The organism is Comamonas odontotermitis, assembly GCF_014207855.1.
Lineage (GTDB): Bacteria > Pseudomonadota > Gammaproteobacteria > Burkholderiales > Burkholderiaceae_C > Comamonas > Comamonas odontotermitis_A.
Genome location: NZ_JACHKZ010000004.1, coordinates 82,247 through 104,183, shown reverse-complemented (window position 1 = coordinate 104,183; position 21,937 = coordinate 82,247). Strand labels below are relative to the sequence as shown.

The window sequence follows — 21,937 nt, the reverse complement described above, 5'->3', positions numbered from 1 at the left end:
GCGCCGCAATCAGGGAGAGGCCGGTTGCACCGGGGCTTGCATCACCCGCGCATAGTGCTGCGGGGCAAACCGCAGCGCCAGCACGGCGACGGCCAGCGCCATGCCCGCCTGGTAGAGCCAGCCGCTGGTCCAGCTGCCGCTCCAATGGTGCAGCTGCGCCATCACGAGCGGTGCCAGCGCCGCCAGAACAAAGCCGCCGCCTTGCATCAATGCGTTCAGGGCGCCAGCCTGGGTGGGGCGGGGCAAATGGTCAAGCGCCAGCACCATGAAGAGCGCAAAGCAGCCGCCCAGCCCCGCACCCAGAATGACCGCATTGGCCGTGGGCATGGCATCAGGCCACAGCGCAAGGCCGGCAAAACCGATGATCTGCGCAGCCAGGGCTGCCAGCATCCAGCCGCGCCGATCGATCTTGCGACGCGCCAGCGCTGGCATGGCCAGGGCCGATGCGGCCTGCGCGACAGAGAGGAGGGCCAGCAGCGACCCGCTTTGCGCGGCCGACCAGCCATGGCCTTGGTAGAAGGGGGCAATCCAGGCCACTGTTGAGGCATAGCCGCCATTCATCAGGCCAAAGCTGATCAGCAGCAGCCAGGTGCGGGGCCGCCGCATCAGCCAGCTGGTGTCGCTGACGGGTACTGCGCTGCCCGTGCGAGGCGCTGCTGTACGAGCCTGAATGCGCGAGAGCGCCCACCATGCCAGTGGCAATGCGGCCAGCACGGGCAACGCCCAGATAGCCATCGCCGCCTGCCAGCCCATGCCCCATTGCATGGCCAGTGGCGAGAGCTGCGCGCCCAGCGCGCCACCGCCCATCAGTGCGGCGGAATACACGCCCATCATCGGCGCTACATGGCCGGGCGACTGGCGTTTGATCAGCCCCGGCAAAGCGCTTTGCACCAGGGCGACGCCCACGCCGCACAGGCCGGCAGTGGCAATCAGCAAGATGGAGGTCGCGTTGCCCGCTGGCGCGAGGCGCAGCGCACAACCTAAGGCAATGAGCAGCAACGATGCGCAGACGGCCGTGCGCGCGCCCAGACGTTGCAAAGCTGCGGGCGCCAGCCAGCCGCCTACGCCCATCAAGGCCATGGGAAGCAGGGTGAGCCAGGAGAAAGCTCGCAAGTCCATGCCGGTGGCTTGCTGTATGGCATGGCCCAGCGGGCCCGGCGCGGTAAGAAACGGGCGCAGATTGAGGGTGACAAGTATCACCGTCAGCAGCCAGAGTGCAGGCTGGATGGCAGGCGCCGCGTGGGCGCCCGGTTGGGTCACAGACGACATGGCCGCTCAGCCCTGCTGCGGCCAGGGGCTGTTGCCGTACAGCTGGGCGGCAGAGATGCCCGTGTCGATGCGGGTAATGGGCAGCGGTGGCGGATTCAACTGAATACCCAGGCGCTGGTAGGTGCCTTCGCTCGACAGGTTGTAGGGCGCGGCATCGGCATTGTCGAACGCAAAGAACACCTGCCTGGCATTGCCTGCTACCAGCGCGGCAAGGCACATGGGACAGGGATGGCCGCTCGCATAGATGCTCAGGCCCGCAAGGCTGGGATTGGCGCGGGCGCGGGTGCCGACGCGGATGGCCTGCAGCTCGGCATGGGTGCTGGGGTCGTGGCTGGCGATGATTTCATTGACGCCCGTGGCGATCACCACACCGTCCTGCGCCAGCACGGCCCCAAAGGGGCGGCCACCGGCAAGGCGGTTTTGGTGTGCCAATTCAACCGCCTGGCGCATCAACGCCACATCACTGGTCTTCTCGATCATTTGCTATTGATCAATGAGCTATTGGTGCTTGATGATCAAGCGCCGAAGCCACTTTTTATGAATATTAACAACAGCGGTCCATTGTGCCTTTGGCGCGCGCACCCTGGGGGGCTCCTTCGCAAAGGCCGAGGTACGAGGATGTGTTTACCGCAGTCTCGGGCAGACTTTTCACGAGCTGCGCTAGCCAAGGCCCTGGCAAAACGGCAAGATGCAGGCATGCGTCCCACCACTCGCCCTGTTCCTGACGATGAAAACTGGCAGCCCGACCGCACGGGCCACGCCTTGTTCACCACCCGCCTGGGGGTGTGTGCTGTTGCCTGGGGTGAGCAAGGCGTGGTGGCCGTAATGCTGCCTGATCCATCGCCCGACACCACGCGCGACCGTGTGCTGCACAGCGCGACCCGGCGCCGCCCGGGTGGCTGGCGGCAGGCATTGTCAGCAGGCAATCTGAGCCCGGCTGCGCTGCAGGCGGTGGCTGGGGTGCAGATTCTGATGGCGGGCCGTGCACAAGGTGCAGAGGGCGCATTGGCCGCCAGGGAGGATTGGGCCTTTGCCCAGCCACGCCTGACTGCGGCAGGCATGGTGTTGCCGGATGTGCGCGCACAGTTCAGCTCCAGCCGCTGGGCTGCCAACGGCCTGCCGCTGCTCGACGACATTCCGCTGGACTGGCATGGCGTTCCTGAATTTGCCCGGCATGTGTACCGGCTGGCACTGGCGATTGCGCCGGGCCACACCCGCACCTATGGCGAGCTGGCCGCCGATCTGGGGGCGGGCGGCGATGCTGAAGGCTCTGTCAGCAGCGCGAACGGCGGCCGGGGCCTGGCGCGGGCCGTGGGGCAGGCGCTGGGCGCCAATCCGTTTGCACCGGTGGTGCCTTGCCACCGCATTCTGGCGGCGCAGGGCGGATCAGGAGGCTTTTCGGCCAGTGGCGGCACGCGCACCAAGCTCAGTCTGCTGGAGTGGGAAGGCGCTGCGCTGGGCGATGGGGCGACACTGCCGCTGTTCTAAAGGCAGGCAAAGCGAGGAACGAAGAAGAGCCGCGATTGCGGCTCTTGATTTTAGGTTTTAGGTTTTAGGGGAGAGGGATGCCTACACCACGCCGCTCTCGCGCAGCTGGGCAATCTCAGCTTGGCTGCGGCCCATCTCGGCCAGGATCTCGTCGGTGTGCTGGCCCATGGCGGGTGGCGGGCGGCGCACCACGGGGGGTGTAGCAGTCAGGCGCATGGGGCTTGCCACGGTGCTGATGGTGCCAATGCCATCACCCGCGTTGCGAGGCGTCTGCACATGCAGGCCGCGCGCCTTGACCTGCTCGTCATCAAAGGCCTCGGCAATGTTGTTGATCGGGCCGCAGGGCACGGCCTTGTCTTCCAGCAGCTTGATCCACTCGGCGGTGGTGCGGGTCTTCATCAGCGGGTAGAGCAGCTCTGCCAGGGCCTTGCGGTTGATGATGCGGTCTGAATTCTTGGTAAAGCGCGCATCCTGCGCCCAGCCCGGGTTGCCGGTGGCGGCGCAGAAGCGGGCGAACTGGCCGTCGTTGCCGATGGCCAGCAGCACATTGCCGTCCTTGCTGGGGAAATCCTGGTACGGTCCCACGCTGGGGTGGATGTTGCCCGCACGCTCGGGGATGACGTTGGCATTGAGGTAACCCACGGCCTGGTTGGCAAGCACGGACATGCCCACGTCAAGCAGTGCCATGTCGATGTGCTGGCCTTCGCCCGTGCGGTGGCGTGCATGCAGCGCCGCCAGGATGGAGCTGCACGAGAAGATGCCGGTGAACACATCGGTCACCGCCACGCCCACCTTCAGCGGGCCGCCGCCGGGCTCACCATCGGGGTGGCCGGTGATGCTCATCATGCCGCTCATGGCCTGCACCATCAGGTCGTAGCCCGCGCGTGGCGCGTAGGGGCCGGTCTGGCCAAAACCGGTGACGGAGCAGTAGATGAGGCGCGGGTTGATCCTCTTGAGGCTTTGGTAGTCGAGCCCGTAGGCCTTGAGGCCGCCCACCTTGAAGTTCTCCACCAGAATGTCGGCATCCCGCGCCAGCTCCACGATCAGCGCCTGGCCTTCTGGCGTGGCCATGTCGATGGTGATGCTGCGCTTGTTGCGGTTGCAGCAGGTGTAGTAGCTGGCCTGGTCGGTTTTTTCGCCGTCATCGGTATGCAGGTATGGAGGGCCCCAGTGGCGCGTGTCGTCGCCTGCAATGGGTCGCTCTACTTTGATCACATCGGCGCCCAGGTCGCCCAGCATCTGGGCGCACCAGGGGCCTGCCAGCACGCGCGAGAGATCGAGAACTTTGATGCCGTCCAGCGGCGCAATGGGTTGGGTCATGGTGTCTCCAGATTGGATAGCTGAGGGCGCTTGTCAGATGCGCGCTATCGCCCGAATTTTTTGGCAAATCCTGCCGATGGTACGGCCAGCTTCGCGGCCACACCATTCGCATCCCGCAAGGGGCTGGTTAAAGGATCGCAAAGCGCAAGGCGCAGAAGGCAGACAACCCACCCACGGCATGGCCTGCTGTGCGGTGGGTGTGTCATGGATTTGAGTCGATTTACCTGCGGGTGCTTGATCGATAAACGCTGATTGCTATTTAAAATATAGCAATCAGGTTGAGCGACAGGCGGCGCAGGGCAGCTGTGGGTGTGCGCTCAGTTGGCGAACGCGGCGATACCCGTTTGGGCGCGGCCCAGGATGAGTGCGTGCACGTCGTGCGTGCCTTCATAGGTGTTCACCACTTCAAGGTTCACCAGATGGCGGGCCACGCCGAACTCGTCGCTGATGCCGTTGCCGCCCATCATGTCGCGCGCCATGCGGGCAATGTCCAGCGACTTGCCGCAGTTGTTCCGCTTGATGAGCGAGGTCACCTCGATCACGTTCTGGTGCTCATCCTTCATGCGGCCTACGCGCAGCGCGGCTTGCAGGCCCAGGCTGATTTCGGTCTGCATGTCGGCCAGCTTCTTCTGGATCAACTGGTTGGCAGCCAGTGGGCGGCCGAACTGCTTGCGGTCCATGGTGTACTGGCGGGCGGTATGCCAGCAGAACTCGGCAGCGCCCAGCGCGCCCCAGGCAATGCCAAAGCGGGCGCTGTTGAGGCAGGTGAACGGGCCCTTGAGACCACGCACTTCGGGGAAAGCGTTTTCTTCGGGCACGAAGACGTCGTCCATCACGATCTCGCCGGTGATCGATGCGCGCAGACCCACCTTGCCGTGGATGGCAGGGGCGGTCAGGCCCTTCCAGCCCTTTTCCAGGATGAAGCCGCGGATCTGGCCGACGGCGCCGCCTTCGGAGACTTCCTTGGCCCACACCACGAATACATCGGCGATGGGGCTGTTGGTGATCCACATCTTGCTGCCCTTGAGCTTGTAGCCGCCGTCGACCTTGTAGGCGCGGGTGGCCATGCTGCCGGGGTCGGAGCCGTGGTCGGGCTCGGTCAGGCCAAAGCAGCCGATGAACTCGCCCGTTGCCAGCTTGGGCAGGTACTTCTGCTTCTGCTCTTCAGTACCGAACTCGTTGATGGGCACCATCACCAGCGACGATTGCACGGAGGCCATCGAGCGGTAGCCCGAATCGATGTACTCGATCTCGCGCGCCACCAGGCCGTAGCTCACGTAGTTGAGGCCTGCTCCACCGTACTGCGTAGGGATCGTGGGGCCCAGCAGGCCCAGCTCGCCCATCTCGCGGAAGATGCTGGTGTCCACCGATTCCTTGCGGAACATCTCTTGCACGCGGGGGGCCAGCTTGTCGCGGCAGTAGGCGCGCGCCGCGTCGCGGATCATGCGCTCGTCTTCAGTCAGCTGCTCGTCCAGGTGAAAGGGATCGTCCCAGGTGAAATTGGCCATGTCTGTGCTCCTTGAATCCGTATGGATGTGTATTGAATGGGTAGAGGGAGGGTGCGCGGCAGTGCATGCCCGCCCGCTCCTGAGCAGCCGCCATCGTAGGTGGGGGAGTGCTTTGACGCAAACGATTGTTTATCATCCAGATATGCCAAAAGATCATTTATAAAATATGGCTGAACACGGGACTTGCTATCAAATTCGTAGAGATGGTTTACGCTGATAAAAGGAGGATGATTCAAATGAAAAGAAAAAATGGCTCTGCAAGATGAGGTGAAAAGGCTAAGTTATGCGCCGAATGATTCCATCGACCCAGGCATTGGCCTGCTTTGAGGCAGCCGCCCGGCACGAAAGCTATACCCGCGCCGCGCAGGAGTTGGCTCTGACGCAGAGCGCCGTCTCGCGCCAGATCATTGCGCTCGAAGAGCAGCTGGGTGTGCAGCTGTTCAAGCGCTCGCGCCACGGCATGGTGCTCACGCCCGCAGGCCACCAGTACAGCCAGCAGGTGGCGCAATGGTTGCAGGGCATCGAGCGCGGCACGCTGGACATCATGGCCCACCAGGGCGCAGGGGGGGCCATCAGCATTGCCGCCGTGCCCACCTTTGCCACGCGCTGGCTGCTGCCGCGGCTGCCGCAGTTCCAGCAGTTGCACCCCGGCGTAGTGGTGCATATCGATGTGCAGACCCGTCCCTTTGTATTTGCCGAGCGGCAGGTGGATGCAGCCATCTACGCAGGCACGCCCGAGCAGGCGAGGCAATGGCCGGGCACGCAGGCCACCTGGCTGATGGACGAGGTCATCGTTCCCGTCTGCAGCCCGCGTCTGCTGGAGCCTGCCATTGACCGTGGCCGGGGCCGTGCCTACCAGCCGGTTGCGCCCCAGGTGTTGGCCCGGCTGCCGCTCCTGCAGCAAAGCACGCGCCCGGATGGCTGGCGCAGCTGGTTTGACGAGGTGGGTGTGGACGCACCGCATGCGCTCGATGGCCCGCGCTATGAGCTGTTTTCCATGCTGGCCGTGGCGGCAGCGCAAGGCATGGGGGTCGCCTTGATTCCGCCGATGCTGATCGAGGACGAACTCGCACGTGGCGAGCTGGTGGTGGCCTGCAACCTGCCCCTCAAGGGCAGCCGGGCCTATTACCTGATCACGCCCCTGGCCACCGATGGAGAGCCGACGCAGGCGGCGCTGGAGGCGTTTGCGCGCTGGCTGGTGGGCAGGGCCGGGAACTGAGTGCCAGGCCGGTTGGCACAAAGCAAGGCGCCAATCGCCGACAATCGCGGGTCATTTCCAAGAAACCCGACAGAGACCTTTCAGGAGTTGCCATGTCTTTCTGCCAAACGCTTTGGCAAGCCAACCATGCCCTGTACCAGCGCACGCTCGATCTGCCATTCAACCGCGAACTGGCCGCCGGTACCCTGAGCCGCGAGCGCTTTCGCCACTACATGATCCAGGATGCGCACTACCTGGTGGCCTATGGCCGGGCGCTGGCCGTGGCGGCTGCCAAGGCAGACAACGCAGAAGGTGTGGTGCAATTCGCCAATGCTGCCAATGAGGCGGTGGTGGAAGAGCGCAAGCTGCACAGCGGCTTCATGCGCGACTTTGGCATCACCGCCGAAGAGTTTGCCGCCACGCCGCTCACCCCGGCCTGCCACCACTACGCGAGCTTTCTGGTGGCCAACAGCTGGTCCGAAAGCTACCCTGTGGCATTGGCAGGGTTGCTGCCGTGCTTCTGGATCTACGCCGAGGTGGGGCGCGATATCCATGCGCGCTCCATGCCGGGCAATCCGTACCAGGCCTGGGTCGATACCTATGCGGGCGAGGAATTCCACGCCATCGTGCGCGGCGTGATTGCCACGATTGACCGCGTGGCGGACGCAGCCGACAGCGCAACACGCCAGCGCATGGCCGAGGCCTACCGCTATTCGGCGGAGCTGGAATGGATGTTCTGGGACAGCGCCTACCAGTTGGGTGGCTGGCCGACGCGTCCCTGAAGGCGTACCTTTAGGCGCATCGGGCGCTCACTGCAGGCGGTCCCCAAGGACTCGCTCAGCGGTTCACCGCCTCGCAGGCAGCGGCGCACTGTCTGCACGCGTCTGCGCAGCGCTGGCAATGGTCGTGGTGGTGCTGAACGCATTCATTGGCGCAGGCCAGGCATACCTCGCCGCATACGCGGGCCAGGTGCCTGGCCATTTCGCTGTTGCGGGCCATGGCAGAGGCGGTCAGCTGGCAGATGGCGGCGCAATCGATGTCCAGCGCAATGCAGCGCGCCATCATCTGCATGTCTTCCTCTCGCAGGCAACCGGCCAGACAGGTATTGCAGGCGGTGGCGCAGGCGTTGCAGGCGTCAATACAGGCTTGGTAGCTGAGGGTAGGGGTCATGGGTATCTCCTGGTGGACGGACGGATGGCTTGCTTTCCGTTGTACTCCGCACTGCAGCAGGTGTGTGTAGGTGATGGGGCTCAGTTGGGGATGATGGAGGCTCCGAGGGCTGGCGGTATCCGGCACCTGCCAGAAAATTAAAAGCAATGAATGGGGGGGCGTGTAAACACTCTGTCGCACTTTGGTAAAGCAGTGCAATGTCGGCTTGTGGATGACACGGTTGGCGGTGTTGGCCTACAAAAAAGGCCAGGGCGCAGGCCTACGCTAGCGGCGTTATCTCACCAGATGCGCAATGGCGCAGACCCCGAAGTCACCTGAATCCGAGGCCTACGAAATACGCATCGCAACCAGAAAAGGAGTTGCCATGTTGTCTCTCAATCCCGTCAAGCCCGATACCGTCTACCACGCTCCCGTTTTTGAGCCCACCGTCGACGAGCTGGCCTTGCTCAAGAAACTGGAGCTGGGCGAAGTGATCTCGATAGCGACCGCCTTGCACGACCATGTCTCCAAACGGCTGTTCGAGTGGGGCATGGTGGATCGCCGCGATGGTGATCTGGCGATCACGGCATTGGGCCTGCAGCAGATTCGCCGTGTGGAATAGCGCCTGTGCGGGCGCACTGCATGTGCAATGTGCGCCGGCTGATACAGGAGGAATCCTCTCACCCGCTGAAAAGGGCAACCGTGTTGGTTGCCCTTTTTTTCATCACCTGCCTGTAAATCCTTACAAATCAATGTGATGAGTCTCTTATCTACAGCTGTGCACAGTGCTTTCCACAGCATTGTGCCCGGCGGGTGGGGACAAGCGGCTGGTTTGTGAATAGCCTGTCTACCGTGGGCGTAAATGGGCTGTGGCGCTCGTCCGGTGTGCGAGGTTTGCTACAAAAACAGGCAGATTTCGCGCAAAAGACCTGTTTTGGTGTGGATAAAACGCGCGCTGCCCAAAATTTGAGCGGGTGGGTGTTTTTGTTGTTTTATCAGCTACTTGCAGTGCTTATCTACAAGCGTTTCCACTGCTTTCCACAGCATTGTGCCCGCCAGATGGGGACAACGGGGCACGCAGGCCGGCTTACCCCGCGTTTTCGACGAGAGGAGCACATTGCTCCTGCAGATAATCCAGCATGGCGCGCAGCTTGGGCGGGATGTGCGGGCCTGGCGCATAGACGGCATAGACCATGCGCGGTGCATAGCCGCCGGTGAGTTGCCAGTCAGGCAGCACCTGCACCAGGCTGCCATCGGCCAGATGGCTGCGCGCCACAAAATCGGCCATCAATGCAATGCCTGCCACTGGCCCTTGCTGCAGCGCGCGCAGCATGCCGTGGCTGCTGGCGATGGTGATGGGGGTATTGAGTCGCAGCTTGGTGGCAGGTGAGGCTGGCGCTTGGGCAGGAACCATCTCCACTGTGTTCTGAAACAGGCCATAGCCCAGGCTCATGCAGCGGTGGGCCAGCAAGTCCTGCGGCGTGGCGATGGGCGCATGCATGCGCAGGTAATCGGGGTGCGCCGCCAGCACATAGGCCATGCGCGCCAGTGGCCGCGCCACCATGCCTGGCGGCAGGGCATCGGCTGCAGCAATGCGGATGGCCAGATCCAGCCGCTCGGCGGTCAGGTCGGCCATGGCATCGGTCATGGACACCTGTACCTGCACATCGGGCCAGCGTGCGCAAAAGCCCGGCAGCAACGGCGCCAGCCACCAGTCGCCAAACACCAGTGGCGCATTGATGCGCAGCACGCCCTGGGGCTGCTCGCGGTGCGCTGCTGCGCGCGATACGGCCAGCTCGGCGCTCTGCAACATCTGCAGGCAGTCGGCATGCACGGCGGCTCCTACCTCGGTGAGCGACAGCGAGCGCGTGGTGCGATGCAGCAGCTTGACGCCCAACTGCGATTCCAGCCGACCCACGCTGCGGCTTACCGCTCCGGTGGTGAGCCGCAACTGGCGGGCCGCCCCGGCAAAACTCTGGTGAGCCACCACTTGGGTGAATACCTGCATATCGGCCAGCGGAAGCGTGTCGGTAGTCATGGCTTTGGTACGTTGAAGATGTTGATTTGAATTCAATAATAAATTGAAATAAAAGTGGATTGTTGATTTTTTGTTGATGAGAGACCATGCACGGCAACTGACAAGGAATCGACAAGGAGTTGGTCATGGCGCATTCAAGTACGGTCTCTCCCGCAGTGGCGGTGCAATCCTCAGCAGCCCAGGCGAAGACCGCCGGAGGCAATTGGCGCATGGTGGCTGCCATGCTGCTCTCGGGCACCATTGGTCTGGTGGTGATCGAAAGCGGCCTGCAGGTGGAGCTGGTGGTATTGCTGCGCTGCCTGCTGGGTGCCTTGGGCCTGGGTGCATGGCTGTGGTGGCGCAAGGCGTGGACGGCGCCCAGCAGCATGGGCCTGTGGATGATGGCAGCAGGCGGTGCGGCGTTGGTGGGCAACTGGGTGGCGCTGTTCCATGCCTACGCCTATGTAGGCATTGCAGTTGCCACGGTGGTCTACCACGTACAGCCGTTCTTGTTGGTGCTGGCGGCAGCGCTGGGGGGTGAGGCGCTGCGCTGGCGCCAATGGCCGTGGATGCTGCTGGCCCTGGCCGGTGTGGTGCTCACCAGCGGTCTGGGCACCGATGCGGCTCTGGCGGGCGAACACGCAGCGGCCGGCCTGCCGGTTTGGGGTGTGCTGCTGGCATTGCTGGCGGCAGCGCTCTACACGGTAACGGTGATTACCACCCGGCGTGTGCAAAACACCGCGCCTGCGCAGATTGCCATGGTGCAGATGCTGGCCGGTGGTGTGCTGCTGGCGCTGTGGCAGGCTCCCGTGCTGGCCGCCATGGCGCTGCAGGGCTGGCAGCAGCCAGCTGGAATTCCGATCAGGCAGACCGTGGCTTGCGTGCTGGTGGTGGGGCTGGTGCACACATCGCTGATGTATGGGCTGATGTACGGCGCCTTCCAGCGCCTGGGGGCTGCGGCCATCGCCATGCTGAGCTTTGTCTACCCTGCCGTGGCGCTGCTGGTCGATCTGTGGTGGTTCGGAGCGCACCCTGCACCTGCGCAGTGGCTCGGCATGGGCCTGATCGTGGTGGCGGTGGTGGGTTATCGCTGGCAGGAATTGCGGGCCGTGCAGCGCTGAGGCGCCAGCGCTCAGACGGGGGACATGCGTTTGCTGCAATGCGGCATTTACTTTTCTTCGCAGTCGGGATAAAGCAAAGGCAACACGGCTGCACTAGGATGCGATCATTCTTCTTTACATGAGGCGTCCTCCTGAGGGGGAGGGGCCTGTTCATGTAACACCACTGATCGATCGCATGCCATGGACCACAATTCCAACAATTCCGCCCATCCTGCCAACTCTCCACAGCCTGCTGCTGCACCGCTGACCAGTCCGGCCCCCAAGCCGCGCAGGCGCTGGGTGGGCTCCACAATTGCCGTGCTGCTGGTGGCGGCGCTGGCGGGCGGTGCCTGGTATTTGGTGCAAAGCAAAAAAGCCGGCAGCGGCGGGCCGGGCGGCCCCGGCTTTGGCGGCCCGGGTGCGATGCGGTCCATGACCGTCACAGTCGGCAGCGCCACCGTCAAGCGCCAGAATCTGCCGGTGACCCTGACTGCGATGGGCACGGTGGTGCCCACCAACACGGTCACCCTCACCACCCAGGTCTCCGGCGTGCTGCGCGATGTGCTGTTTACCGAAGGCCAGACGGTGAAAAAGGGCCAGAAGCTGGCGCAGATCGACCCCCGGCCCTTTGAGCAAGCGCTGATGCAGGCCAAGGGCCAACTGGCGCGCGACCAGGCCCAACTGGACGCCGCGCGCGTGACCTTGAAGCGCTACCAGACGCTGTGGAGTCAGGACTCCATCGCCCGCCAGGACGTGGACACGCAGGCAGCCACTGCCAAGCAGCTGGAAGGCACGGTGATTGCCGATCAGGCGGCGGTGCAGTCCGCGCAACTGAACCTGGGCTATACCAGCATCACCTCGCCGATTGATGGCCGCATCGGCCTGCGCAGCATCGACCCCGGCAACTACGTGAGTGCGGGCGGCACTACAGGCATTGCCGTCATCACCAAGGTGGCGCCGATCGATGTGAGCTTTACCGTGCCGCAAGACCATATTCCTTCAGTTCTCGACGCCCAAAAGCAGGACGCTCGCCTCCCGGTGGTGGCGCTGGATCGTGCGGGCAGCAAGCCGCTGGCAACCGGTGCATTCCTCACCTTGGACAATCTGGTGGATACCGCAACGGGTACCGTCAAGGCCAAGGCGCGGTTTGACAATGCCGACGGTGCGCTGTTTCCCAACCAGTTCGTCAACACCAGACTCACGCTCAAGGACATCAGCACCCTGGTGGTGCCGGTCACTGCCATCCGCACGGGCGGCAATGGTGATTTCGTCTATGTCATCAACCAGGACCGCACGGTGAACCAGCGCACCGTGATCCGCGGCATGAGCACGGTCGAATGGGTGGCAATCAGCAGCGGCCTGAAAGAAGGCGAGTTGGTGGTGACCGAAGGTGCCGATCGCCTCAAGGACGGAGCCAGTGTTGCCTTGCAGGGAGACACGCCCACGCAGGCGCCTGGTGCCAGCAGCGGTCGCAGAGGCAACCGGGGCGAGGGTGGCAATGGCGGCGGTGGAAGGCGCGGTGGCGCGGGCCGCCCGGGCGATGCGCCAGCGGCTCCTGGCGCGCCCGCCAACGGCGCTGCAGCCAATGGCAGCCATGGAGGCGCAGCCATGGGCAACCCTGCTGCGGTAGAGCCCAATGCAGCGCAACCCACCCCGGCAGCGCCTGCTGTAGCGGTACCTGACGCAGTGCCCACGGCCCCCGCCTCTTCTGCGACACCGGCAACGCCCGCCAAGGCGCAATAAGGCGGGCTGATCGATGAGTCCTTCCCGTCCATTCATTCAAAGGCCGGTGGCCACGGCCTTGCTGATGGTGGCCATTGTGCTGTCGGGCCTGGTCGGCTTCAAGCTGCTGCCCTTGTCGGCGCTGCCCGAGGTCGATTACCCCACGATCCAGGTGCAGACCTTGTACCCCGGTGCCAGCCCTGAGGTGATGAGCCGCACGGTGACTGCGCCACTGGAGCGGCAGCTCGGCCAGATGTCGGGGCTGGACCGCATGTCGTCCACCAGCGCGGCAGGCGTCTCCATGGTCACCCTGCAGTTCCAGCTGGGCCTGTCGCTGGATGTGGCCGAGCAGGAGGTGCAGGCCGCCATCAATGCCAGCAGTGCGCTGCTGCCTGCCGATCTGCCCGCACCGCCCGTCTACGCCAAGGTCAACCCGGCCGATACGCCGGTGCTGAGCCTATCTGTCACCTCCAAGGAGCTGCCGCTGACGGAGATGCAGAACATCGTCAATACGCGACTGGCGCAAAAGATCAGCCAAGTCTCGGGCGTGGGCCTGGTCACGCTCGAAGGCGGGCAGAAACCGGCCATGCGCATCCAGGCCAATACGCAGGCGCTGGCGGCCAACGGTATCACCTTGAGCACGCTACGCACTGCCATCAGCAATGCCAATTCCAACACCGCCAAGGGCAGCTTTGACGGGCCCAAGCGCGCCTACTCGATCAACAGCAATGACCAGTTGCTGACCGCCGATGACTACATGAACCTGGTCGTCAGCTGGAAGAATGGCGCGCCGGTCTATATGAAGGATGTGGCCCAGGTGGTGGCCAGTGCCGAGAACGACCGTCTGGCGGCCTGGGTGGATGAGACACCAGCCATCGTCGTGAACGTGCAGCGCCAGCCCGGCGCCAACGTGATTGCCACGGTCGATGCCATCAAAGCGCGCCTGCCTGAGCTGACGGCCTCCCTGCCCGCTTCGGTGGAGGTGAAGGTGCTGACCGACCGCACCACCGGCATCCGCGCGTCGGTGGAACATGTGCAGATGGAACTGGTGCTGGCCGTCATCATGGTGGTGCTGGTGATCTTCTTCTTCTTGCACAGCCTGCGCGCCACGGTGATCGCCAGCCTGGCGGTGCCGATCTCGCTCATCGGCAGTTGTGGCCTGATGTACCTGCTGGGCTACAGCCTCAACAACCTCAGCCTGATGGCACTGACGATTGCGACCGGTTTTGTGGTGGACGATGCGATCGTGATGATCGAGAACATTGCCCGCTACATCGAGGAGGGCGAGACGCCGATGGCAGCAGCGCTCAAAGGGGCGTCGCAGATAGGCTTTACCATCATCTCGCTCACCGTGTCGCTCATCGCGGTGCTGATACCGCTTCTATTCATGGGCGATATCGTGGGCCGGCTGTTCCGCGAGTTTGCCGTCACCCTGGCGATCACCATCCTGATCTCTGCCGTGGTGTCGCTCACCCTGGTGCCCATGATGTCGGCGCGCTGGCTCAAGCACGAAGACACAGGGGCGCACAGCCATGGCTGGGTGGGGGCCGTGCAGCGCGGCTTTGACAAGGTGATCCACCACTACGACCGCGGACTGCAGTGGGTGTTTCGCCACCAGGGTCTGACCTTGGTGGTGGCCGTGGCCACCCTGGCGCTGACCGGGTTGCTGTACCTGATGATTCCCAAGGGCCTGTTCCCGACGCAGGACACGGGCCAGCTCAAGGCCCAGATCGTGGCCGCGCAGGAGGTGTCTTTTTCCCGCATGAGCGCGCTGCAGCAGCAGGCTGTGAGCGCCATCCTGCACGATCCGGATGTGGAATCGGTCAGCTCGGTCGTTGGTGTGGATGCCGCCAACAACACCATGCTGAATACCGGCAGCCTGTCGATCAACCTCAAGCGTCCGCACGATGCGCAGGACGTGGTGATGCAGCGTCTGCGCGACCGCGTGAACCAGGTGGCGGGCGTGTCGATCTTTCTGCAACCTGCGCAGGATCTGACCATCGATTCGCAGAGCGGGCCTACCGAGTACCGCCTGTCGATTGGCGGCGTGAACACCGACGAGGTGAACCAGTGGACGCAAAAGCTGGCCGCGCGCCTGCAGGAGTTGCCCGAGGTGCGCAATGCCACCAGTGATGCCGGTCGCCAGGGGCTGTCGGCCTATGTGAATGTGGACCGGGACACCGCATCGCGCCTGGGTATCAGCGCCAGCAGCATTGACGACACGCTCTACAGCGCCTTCGGCCAGCGCATCGTCTCCACCATCTTCACCGAGACCAACCAGTACCGCGTGATTCTGGAAGCGCAGCAGGGCCAGTTGAACAGCGTGCAGACCCTGGGCAATCTGGCCATCAACGCCAACAGCACAGGGGCCACGCCACTGTCGGCCATTGCACGGATCGAAGAGCAGATGGCGCCGCTGCAGGTCACCCGCGTGGCCCAATACCCCGCAGCCACGCTGGGCTTTGACACTGCGCCCGGCGTGTCGCTGGGCCATGCGGTTGATGCGATCAAGCAGGCGGCGCAGGACATCGGCATGCCCCGGTCGCTGACCATGGAGTTTCTGGGCGCGGCCGGCGCTTACCAGAAATCGCTCACCAGCCAGCTGCTGCTCATTCTGGCTGCGCTGGTATGCGTGTACATCGTGCTGGGTGTGCTGTACGAGAGCTATGTGCACCCGATGACCATCCTCTCCACCCTTCCGTCCGCAGGTGTAGGCGCCTTGCTGGCGCTGATGCTGAGCGGCAATGACCTGGGTGTGATCGGCATTATCGGCATCATTTTGCTGATCGGCATTGTCAAGAAGAACGCGATCATGATGATCGACTTTGCCATCGACGCCGAACGCAGCCAGGGTATGGCGCCGCAGGATGCGATTCACCAGGCGGCGCTGCTGCGCTTCCGTCCCATCCTGATGACCACGCTGGCCGCGTTGTTTGCTGCGCTGCCGCTGATGTTCGGCTGGGGCGACGGCGCCGAGCTGCGCCGCCCGCTGGGCCTGGCGATCTTTGGTGGCTTGATGCTCAGCCAACTGCTCACGCTGTTCACCACGCCGGTGATCTACCTGGCCTTTGACCGCCTCGGAGCACGCTTTCGCCGCAAGCCCCAGACCCCCGCGCCTGGCGGCGGCGTGAATGATGGCGGTGCAGGTGGTGGAGTGGCGGCATGAATCTATCCTTGCCGTTTGTCAAACGCCCCGTTGCCACGGTCTTGCTGACCATTGGCATTGCGCTGGCGGGAATGGCCGCATTCTTTGTGCTGCCGGTGGCGCCGCTGCCGCAGGTGGACTACCCGGTGATTTCGGTATCGGCCAGCCTGTCAGGCGCCAGCCCCGAGAACATGGCATCGAGCGTGGCCACGCCGCTGGAGCGCCATCTGGGCGTGATTGCCGGCGTCAACGAGATGACATCGAACAGCTCGACCGGCTCCTCGCGCGTCACCCTGCAGTTTGACCTCAATCGCAATATCGATGGCGCCGCGCGCGAGGTGCAGGCCGCCATCAATGCGGCGCGCACCGATCTGCCATCCGATCTGCGCAGCAACCCCACGTACCGCAAGATCAATCCATCCGATGCGCCGGTCATCATCCTGGCGATGACATCGCCCACACGCACACCTGGCGAGCTGTACGACGAGGTCTCGAACGTGGTGAGCCAGCGCATCTCGCAGGTCGATGGTGTCGGTGATGTGGAAATTGGCGGCGGTTCGCTGCCCTCGGTACGTGTGGAACTGCTGCCGCAGGCCCTGAGCAAATACGGCATTGCCACCGAGGACGTGCGCGCCGCCATCCAGGCGGCCAACGCCAACCGTCCCAAGGGCGCGATCGAGAATGAAGGCAACCGCCTGCAGATCTATACCCCCGCGCCAGAGCGCAAGGCGTCCTGGTACCAGGGCCTGGTGGTAGGCTGGCGCGACAACGGTGCCGTCAAGCTGGGCGATGTGGCGCGCGTGATCGACGGCCCGGCCAACGTGCACACCATGGGCCTGTTCAACGGCCAGCCCGCCATCCTGGTGCTGATCACGCGCCAGCCGGGGGCGAACATCATCGATACCGTTGACAACGTGCGCAAGCTCTTGCCCGAGCTGCAGGCGCAGCTGCCCAAGGATGTGACCATCCAGGTGGCCAGCGACAGCACCAATTCCATCCGCTCGTCGCTGCGCGAGATCGAAACGACGCTGATGGTGTCCGTGGCGCTGGTGGTGCTGGTGGTGGGGGCTTTCATCCGCAAGGCGCGCGCGACGGTTATCCCGGCGGTGGCAACTGTGGTGTCGCTGCTGGGCACCTTCGCCATCATGTACCTGCTGGGCTTCAGCCTGAACAATCTGAGCCTGATGGCGCTGACCGTGGCAACCGGCTTTGTGGTGGACGACGCGATTGTGGTGCTGGAAAACACCAGCCGTCACATCGAGCAGGGCATGGACAAGATGGCCGCTGCCTTGCTGGGAGCCCGTGAGGTGGGCTTTACCGTGCTGTCGATCAGCATGTCGCTGGTGGCGGTGTTCATTCCGCTGCTGTTCATGGATGGGCAGATCGGTCGCCTGTTCAAGGAGTTTGCCGTTACCTTGTCGGTGGCGGTGATGATTTCGCTGGTGATCTCGCTCACCACCACGCCGATGATGTGCGCGTGGTTCCTGCGCGATGAAGATGCCGTCAGCTCCGAACCCCAGGGCCGCATGGCGCGTGCCCTGGAGGCCGGTTACTCCTGGATGCTGCGCATCTACGAACGTTGCCTGGACTGGGCGCTGCACAGCAAGGCGCTGGTCATGGCCATTCTGGTGGTGGTGATCGGGATGAATGGCTATCTCTTCGTGCATGTGCAAAAGGGTTTCTTCCCACAGCAGGACAACGGCCAGCTGGCGGGCGGCCTGCGTGCGGACCAGAGCATCTCGTCCACGGCCATGGCCGACAAGCTCAAGGATGCGTTGTCCATCATTCAACGGGATCCCGCCGTTGATACGGTGGTGGGCTTTTCGGGTGGCAGCCGTGCGGGTGGTGGCTTCATGTTCATCAACCTCAAGCCCGTGAAGGAGCGCGATGTGACAAGCTTGCAGGTGGTGGCGCGCCTGCGGCCGCAGCTGTCGCAGATCACTGGCCTGCGTGTGTTCCTCAATCCTGTGCAGGATCTGCGCATGGGCGGGCGCTCGTCCAATTCCACCTACCAGTACACGCTCAAGAGCGACAACACGGCAGACCTGAAGAAATGGGCTACGCGCCTTGCCGATCGCCTCAAGCAGGAGACGTTGCTGCAGGACGTGGATACCGACCAGGCGGAAAACGGCGTTGAAGTGTATGTAGATGTCGACAAACAGGCCGCGGCACGCCTGGGCGTCAACTCCAAGGCCATCAACAATGCGCTCTACAACGCATTTGGCCAGCGCGCGGTCGCCACCATCTACAGCGATCTGAACCAGTATTCGGTCATCATGGAGTGGGCGCCCGAGTACACGCGTGGCCCTCCTGCGCTGCAGGACATCTATGTGCCGTCCAACCTGGCGGGTACTGTGGGCACGGCGGCAAACCCGGCGCTCAAGAGCGCCTCGACCGGCAATGTCATCAGCACGGCGGCCGACACCATGGTGCCGCTGTCCGCCTTTGCCAAGGTGGTGGAGCGGCCTGCGCCCACCTCGGTCAACCACCAGGATGGCGAGCTGGCTACAACGATCTCGTTCAACCTGGACGAAGGCGTGGCGCTGAGCGAAGCGCAGGCCGTGATCCGGCAGGCGGAAGCCGATATCGCCATGCCGATCAATGTACGCGGCAGTTTTCAGGGCACGGCGCTCAGCTTTCAGAAGACACAGTCGCAGCAGCTGTACCTGATCCTCGCGGCGCTCGTGGTGATCTATATCGTGCTGGGCATCCTGTATGAAAGCCTGGTGCATCCGGTCACGGTGCTGTCTACCTTGCCGTCGGCAGGTGTGGGCGCGGTGATTGCGCTGATGCTGTTTGACATGCAGTTCACGGTGATCGCACTCATCGGGGTATTTCTGCTGATCGGTATTGTCAAGAAGAACGCGATCCTGATCATCGATTTTGCGCTCGAAGCGCAGCGTGCACGCGGTATCAGCGCCACAGATGCCGTGCGTGAAGCCTGCGTTCTGCGCTTTCGCCCCATTCTGATGACCACCCTGGCTGCCGCGCTGGGCGCGCTGCCGCTGGCCATCGGCTTTGGCCAAGGCTCAGAGCTGCGCCAGCCGCTGGGCATCGCCATCATTGGCGGCCTGCTGGCCAGCCAGGTACTGACCCTGGTGACTACACCGGTCGTGTACGTGCTGATGGACAAGTTGCGCCGCCATGCACCCGATGAGCGCTATCTGAGCCGCACGCATCCGGATGAGGCAGGGCCTGCTCTGGGTTAAGAAGAAACTTATGAAACCACAACTCGAACAACCATCTCCACGCGCCAACGCGCTGGGCGCCAACGCGCTGGGCGCCAATGCGCTTCGCACCCTGGCTCTTGCGCTGTGCTGTGCAGGCGTGCTGAGTGCCTGCTCGGTGGCTCCTGTCTATGAAGTGCCGAGCACACCGGCGCCCGCCAGCTTCAAGGAGGCGGGCGCACTATGGCAAAGCGCGCAGCCCAATGACGCCATGGATCGCGGCGAATGGTGGGCCTTGTTTGGCGACGCGCAACTCAACCAATTGGCCGCGCAGGTGCAGGTGAACAACCAGAACATCGCTGCTGCCGCCGCTGCCGTTGCACAGGCCCAGGCTGCCGTGCGTGTGCAGCAGGCAGGCCTGCTGCCAACCGTCAGCGGCTCGCTCGGGCAGACACGCCAGGGCGGCAGCCAGGCCAGCGGCAGTGGCAGTGCATCGCTGGGCATCAATGCAGCCTGGGATGCGGATGTATGGGGGCGTTTGAAGGAGTCCGTGAGCGCTGCGCAGAGCAGTGCGCAGGCGAGCGAAGCAGATCTGGCCGCTGCCCGCCTGTCGGCAGTGGGCAGTCTGGTGCAGAACTACTTCCGGCTGCGTGAGGCCGATGCGGAGTTGCAGATCCTGCAGCAATCCATCGAGGGCTACCAGCGCAGTCTGCAGATCACGCAGAACCGCTATGACAGCGGTATCGAAGCCAGGACGGCCGTGCTGCAGGCGCAAACCACCCTGACCAATACCCAGGCCAGCGCCGAGTCGCTGCGCCAGTCACGCCAGACTTATGAACACGCGATTGCCGTATTGACCGGCCAGGCACCCGCCCAGTTTGATCTGCCTGTGGCCCCTTGGCGGGTGACCGTGCCGCAGGTGCCGGGGGTGGTGCCTTCGACCTTGCTGGAGCGCAGGCCCGATATTGCATCGGCCGAACGTGCCGTGGCTGCGGCCAATGCGCAGATCGGCATTGCGCAGTCGGCCTATTACCCAAGCCTCAGCCTGTCGGGGTCGCTGGGCCGCACGGGCTCCAATCTGGGTGATTTGTTTAGCGCTTCGGGCTTGCTGTGGTCGCTGGGCGCGTCCATCAGCCAGAGCATCTTCAACGCCGGGGCCACTGCGGCGCAGGTGGATTCGGCCAGGGCCGGGCATGCCGCCAAGACGGCCAGTTACCGGCAGACGGTGCTGGGCGCTTTCCAGGCGGTGGAAGATGTGCTCAGCAACATCGCGGCGTTGAACGCGCAGCAGCCGCTGCTGCAGCAGAGCCTGGATTCGGCTGAGAAGGTGGAGCAGCAGATGCTCAACCGCTACAAGGAAGGGCAGGTTCAGTACACCGATGTGGTGACCGCGCAGGCCACGGCGTTGAATGCGCGCCGCTCGCTGATCCAGTTGCAGCTGAACCAGCAGCTGGCCGCGGCGCAACTGATCCAGGAATTGGGTGGTGGCTGGCATGCGCCATGGATGCAGGCCCCGGATGCAGCAGCGCTGCAGCCCAAGCCTTAGGACAATGGGGATACTGCTGCTGCCTGCGTCTGTTCACCGCAGGTGGGGCAGAAAGTTCCGCCCTGTGCGCTCTACAAAGCTGGCATAACTCATCGGCGGCCCCAGGGTGGCGTTTGCATCGTTGGGCAGCACCCAGGCCCAGGCGCGCTGCTGCTGTTCGTCATACACCAGCTTGTACAGGTGGCTTGGCACCCAAACCTGGTTGCGGCCAATGGTGTGGGCACCGCTGTCGAACAGCGGGCCGGTATACACAAAGACATTGCCGCTGGCACGCTGGGCGTACTTGCGCACGTCGGCTTCGAGCTTGGACCAGATCTTGCGGTTATTGGTGGGGTCTTGCGGCACCATGTTCGACAGCGCAAACGACTGCGCCATGCCGACTTGGGTGCTCTGGTTGGCGGCGGCTGCCATGTGGCCGCGGTCATAGCCGCTGCCCTGGTAATCAGACAGATCGGCCTTGTATGCGGAGCGCAGGCGCGCATCGGCGTAGAAACGGTCGGTACGCTCCTGGCCCGCAGCATGCTGCAGGCGATGGCGATTGAGCCGTTCGATGGTGACGATGGGGGTTTTGGACAGCCCCGAATACAGCACTGCAAAACCATCCGAGCACAGCGCTACCGGCATCCAGCTGGCGCCCACATTGGCCAGCCCGAGCGGGGCGCTGGCGGGCAGCTGTTCTGCGCACTGCGCAAAGCTGTCTGATACGCCTGGGGGTTTGTTGCTGGCCTGGCCTTTGGGCGCAGTCGGCTGGCTGGCCCCGCCGCCGGTCCCATGGCTACCGGATGAAGGTCGCGCAGATTGGCGGCTTTGGCGGGCCAGTCTCAGCAGGTCATCCTGCCAGTTGGCCCATCGGGTCTGCTGGTCTTCCTGCCAGTGGGCGGCATCGCGCACCAGAGGCTGGGCTTGCAGCCAATGCTGCGTTTTTTCTCTGGCCCAGTGGCGAGCGCCTTCCAGTTGCGGGGCCAGCGCGAAAGAGCCTGCCGCTGCTGCTGCGCTATAAGCTGCAATGGCAGCCTTGCCGACCAGCGGGCGCAGCAGCCGAGCGATCAGACCGTTAGAGGATTTGCGGGATGTGTTGCTGCGTTTGCCAGCACGGGATGCGGAGCGGGAGCGGGACGGGGGGCAGGCCATGGATGAACAGACACCAGGGCGCCCAATGCGCCCTTTGCAGGAGAGTCGCAGACAGAAAACACATGCGCAACTGGTGCAGCGAAAGGGTGCTGTCTGCTATCGTAATTGTGGCGGTCTTACAAGCAAGGGCGAGCGTAAATGATGAATTTATTTAAAACATCTCTGCGTGCTTTGGCG

Annotated in this window: 16 protein-coding genes; 9 read left to right on the top strand and 7 right to left on the bottom strand. The window is 63.7% G+C overall.

Features of this window, described 5'->3' with window-relative positions:
- Positions 1-9: 9 nt before the first annotated feature.
- Both HNP33_RS04920 and HNP33_RS04915 read right to left on the bottom strand, forming a co-directional pair.
- Positions 10-1,269 (bottom strand): cyanate transporter, encoded by a 1,260-nt coding sequence (locus HNP33_RS04920; RefSeq protein ID WP_184705892.1) that lies wholly within the window; start codon positions 1,267-1,269, stop codon positions 10-12.
- Positions 1,270-1,275: 6 nt separating this feature from the next.
- A complete protein-coding gene (locus HNP33_RS04915) occupies positions 1,276-1,749 on the bottom strand; it encodes a nucleoside deaminase (RefSeq protein ID WP_325064908.1) in 474 nt (157 codons plus the stop codon).
- A gap of 216 nt (positions 1,750-1,965) precedes the next feature.
- Between HNP33_RS04915 and HNP33_RS04910 the strand changes: the two genes are divergently transcribed.
- Entirely contained in the window at positions 1,966-2,757 is a 792-nt protein-coding gene (locus HNP33_RS04910; RefSeq protein ID WP_184705890.1) for a methylated-DNA--[protein]-cysteine S-methyltransferase, read from the top strand.
- Between the two features lie 81 nt (positions 2,758-2,838).
- On the opposite strand, the gene HNP33_RS04905 is transcribed toward HNP33_RS04910, so the two are convergent.
- Both HNP33_RS04905 and HNP33_RS04900 read right to left on the bottom strand, forming a co-directional pair.
- On the bottom strand, positions 2,839-4,077 hold the full coding sequence (locus HNP33_RS04905; protein WP_184705888.1) for a CaiB/BaiF CoA transferase family protein: 1,239 nt from the start codon (positions 4,075-4,077) through the stop codon (positions 2,839-2,841).
- 317 nt (positions 4,078-4,394) lie between these two features.
- Entirely contained in the window at positions 4,395-5,585 is a 1,191-nt protein-coding gene (locus HNP33_RS04900) for an acyl-CoA dehydrogenase (protein ID WP_184705886.1), read from the bottom strand.
- Positions 5,586-5,868: 283 nt separating this feature from the next.
- Between HNP33_RS04900 and HNP33_RS04895 the strand changes: the two genes are divergently transcribed.
- Together HNP33_RS04895 and tenA are read left to right on the top strand one after the other, a co-directional pair.
- A complete protein-coding gene (locus HNP33_RS04895) occupies positions 5,869-6,804 on the top strand; it encodes a LysR family transcriptional regulator (protein ID WP_184705884.1) in 936 nt (311 codons plus the stop codon).
- A 92-nt stretch (positions 6,805-6,896) separates the two neighbouring features.
- Positions 6,897-7,565, top strand: coding sequence for a thiaminase II (gene tenA, locus HNP33_RS04890; RefSeq protein ID WP_184705881.1), 669 nt, complete (start codon positions 6,897-6,899; stop codon positions 7,563-7,565).
- Between the two features lie 55 nt (positions 7,566-7,620).
- Here the strand turns inward: tenA and HNP33_RS04885 are convergent, their stop codons facing one another.
- On the bottom strand, positions 7,621-7,953 hold the full coding sequence (locus tag HNP33_RS04885) for a four-helix bundle copper-binding protein (protein WP_184705879.1): 333 nt from the start codon (positions 7,951-7,953) through the stop codon (positions 7,621-7,623).
- A 364-nt stretch (positions 7,954-8,317) separates the two neighbouring features.
- Between HNP33_RS04885 and HNP33_RS04880 the strand changes: the two genes are divergently transcribed.
- A complete protein-coding gene (locus tag HNP33_RS04880; protein ID WP_184705877.1) occupies positions 8,318-8,554 on the top strand; it encodes a hypothetical protein in 237 nt (78 codons plus the stop codon).
- A 465-nt stretch (positions 8,555-9,019) separates the two neighbouring features.
- On the opposite strand, the gene HNP33_RS04875 is transcribed toward HNP33_RS04880, so the two are convergent.
- Complete coding sequence (locus HNP33_RS04875) at positions 9,020-9,970, bottom strand: LysR family transcriptional regulator (RefSeq protein WP_184705875.1); 951 nt, start codon at positions 9,968-9,970, stop codon at positions 9,020-9,022.
- A 125-nt stretch (positions 9,971-10,095) separates the two neighbouring features.
- Here HNP33_RS04875 and HNP33_RS04870 point away from each other — a divergent pair, with 125 nt between their 5' ends.
- From HNP33_RS04870 to HNP33_RS04850, 5 genes are all read left to right on the top strand, one after another.
- The gene (locus tag HNP33_RS04870) at positions 10,096-11,070 is read left to right on the top strand and encodes a DMT family transporter (RefSeq protein ID WP_184705873.1); all 975 of its coding nucleotides are present in this window, start codon (positions 10,096-10,098) and stop codon (positions 11,068-11,070) included.
- Positions 11,071-11,250: 180 nt separating this feature from the next.
- Positions 11,251-12,792, top strand: coding sequence for an MdtA/MuxA family multidrug efflux RND transporter periplasmic adaptor subunit (locus HNP33_RS04865; RefSeq protein ID WP_184705871.1), 1,542 nt, complete (start codon positions 11,251-11,253; stop codon positions 12,790-12,792).
- Positions 12,793-12,805: 13 nt separating this feature from the next.
- Positions 12,806-15,937 (top strand): efflux RND transporter permease subunit, encoded by a 3,132-nt coding sequence (locus tag HNP33_RS04860; RefSeq protein WP_184705869.1) that lies wholly within the window; start codon positions 12,806-12,808, stop codon positions 15,935-15,937.
- Positions 15,934-19,125, top strand: a complete 3,192-nt coding sequence (locus tag HNP33_RS04855) for an efflux RND transporter permease subunit (RefSeq protein WP_184705867.1) — start codon at positions 15,934-15,936, stop codon at positions 19,123-19,125. The genes HNP33_RS04860 and HNP33_RS04855 overlap by 4 nt, the downstream gene beginning before the upstream one ends.
- A 10-nt stretch (positions 19,126-19,135) precedes the next feature.
- Positions 19,136-20,629 carry an efflux transporter outer membrane subunit gene (locus tag HNP33_RS04850; RefSeq protein ID WP_184705865.1) on the top strand — a complete coding sequence of 498 codons (1,494 nt, stop codon included), beginning with the start codon at positions 19,136-19,138 and terminating at the stop codon, positions 20,627-20,629.
- Between the two features lie 33 nt (positions 20,630-20,662).
- On the opposite strand, the gene HNP33_RS20840 is transcribed toward HNP33_RS04850, so the two are convergent.
- On the bottom strand, positions 20,663-21,760 hold the full coding sequence (locus tag HNP33_RS20840; protein ID WP_221451992.1) for a DNA/RNA non-specific endonuclease: 1,098 nt from the start codon (positions 21,758-21,760) through the stop codon (positions 20,663-20,665).
- Between the last annotated feature and the right edge of the window lie 177 nt (positions 21,761-21,937).

What these genes read in the sequence shown, in the direction of transcription:
- HNP33_RS04920 (WP_184705892.1), bottom strand. Translation starts at nt 1,269, where the DNA reads ATGTCGTCTGTGACCCAACCGGGCGCCCACGCGGCGCCTGCCATCCAG.
- HNP33_RS04915 (WP_325064908.1), bottom strand. Translation starts at nt 1,749, where the DNA reads ATGATCGAGAAGACCAGTGATGTGGCGTTGATGCGCCAGGCGGTTGAA.
- HNP33_RS04910 (WP_184705890.1), top strand. Translation starts at nt 1,966, where the DNA reads ATGCGTCCCACCACTCGCCCTGTTCCTGACGATGAAAACTGGCAGCCC.
- HNP33_RS04905 (WP_184705888.1), bottom strand. Translation starts at nt 4,077, where the DNA reads ATGACCCAACCCATTGCGCCGCTGGACGGCATCAAAGTTCTCGATCTC.
- HNP33_RS04900 (WP_184705886.1), bottom strand. Translation starts at nt 5,585, where the DNA reads ATGGCCAATTTCACCTGGGACGATCCCTTTCACCTGGACGAGCAGCTG.
- HNP33_RS04895 (WP_184705884.1), top strand. Translation starts at nt 5,869, where the DNA reads ATGCGCCGAATGATTCCATCGACCCAGGCATTGGCCTGCTTTGAGGCA.
- tenA (WP_184705881.1), top strand. Translation starts at nt 6,897, where the DNA reads ATGTCTTTCTGCCAAACGCTTTGGCAAGCCAACCATGCCCTGTACCAG.
- HNP33_RS04885 (WP_184705879.1), bottom strand. Translation starts at nt 7,953, where the DNA reads ATGACCCCTACCCTCAGCTACCAAGCCTGTATTGACGCCTGCAACGCC.
- HNP33_RS04880 (WP_184705877.1), top strand. Translation starts at nt 8,318, where the DNA reads ATGTTGTCTCTCAATCCCGTCAAGCCCGATACCGTCTACCACGCTCCC.
- HNP33_RS04875 (WP_184705875.1), bottom strand. Translation starts at nt 9,970, where the DNA reads ATGACTACCGACACGCTTCCGCTGGCCGATATGCAGGTATTCACCCAA.
- HNP33_RS04870 (WP_184705873.1), top strand. Translation starts at nt 10,096, where the DNA reads ATGGCGCATTCAAGTACGGTCTCTCCCGCAGTGGCGGTGCAATCCTCA.
- HNP33_RS04865 (WP_184705871.1), top strand. Translation starts at nt 11,251, where the DNA reads ATGGACCACAATTCCAACAATTCCGCCCATCCTGCCAACTCTCCACAG.
- HNP33_RS04860 (WP_184705869.1), top strand. Translation starts at nt 12,806, where the DNA reads ATGAGTCCTTCCCGTCCATTCATTCAAAGGCCGGTGGCCACGGCCTTG.
- HNP33_RS04855 (WP_184705867.1), top strand. Translation starts at nt 15,934, where the DNA reads ATGAATCTATCCTTGCCGTTTGTCAAACGCCCCGTTGCCACGGTCTTG.
- HNP33_RS04850 (WP_184705865.1), top strand. Translation starts at nt 19,136, where the DNA reads ATGAAACCACAACTCGAACAACCATCTCCACGCGCCAACGCGCTGGGC.
- HNP33_RS20840 (WP_221451992.1), bottom strand. Translation starts at nt 21,760, where the DNA reads ATGGCCTGCCCCCCGTCCCGCTCCCGCTCCGCATCCCGTGCTGGCAAA.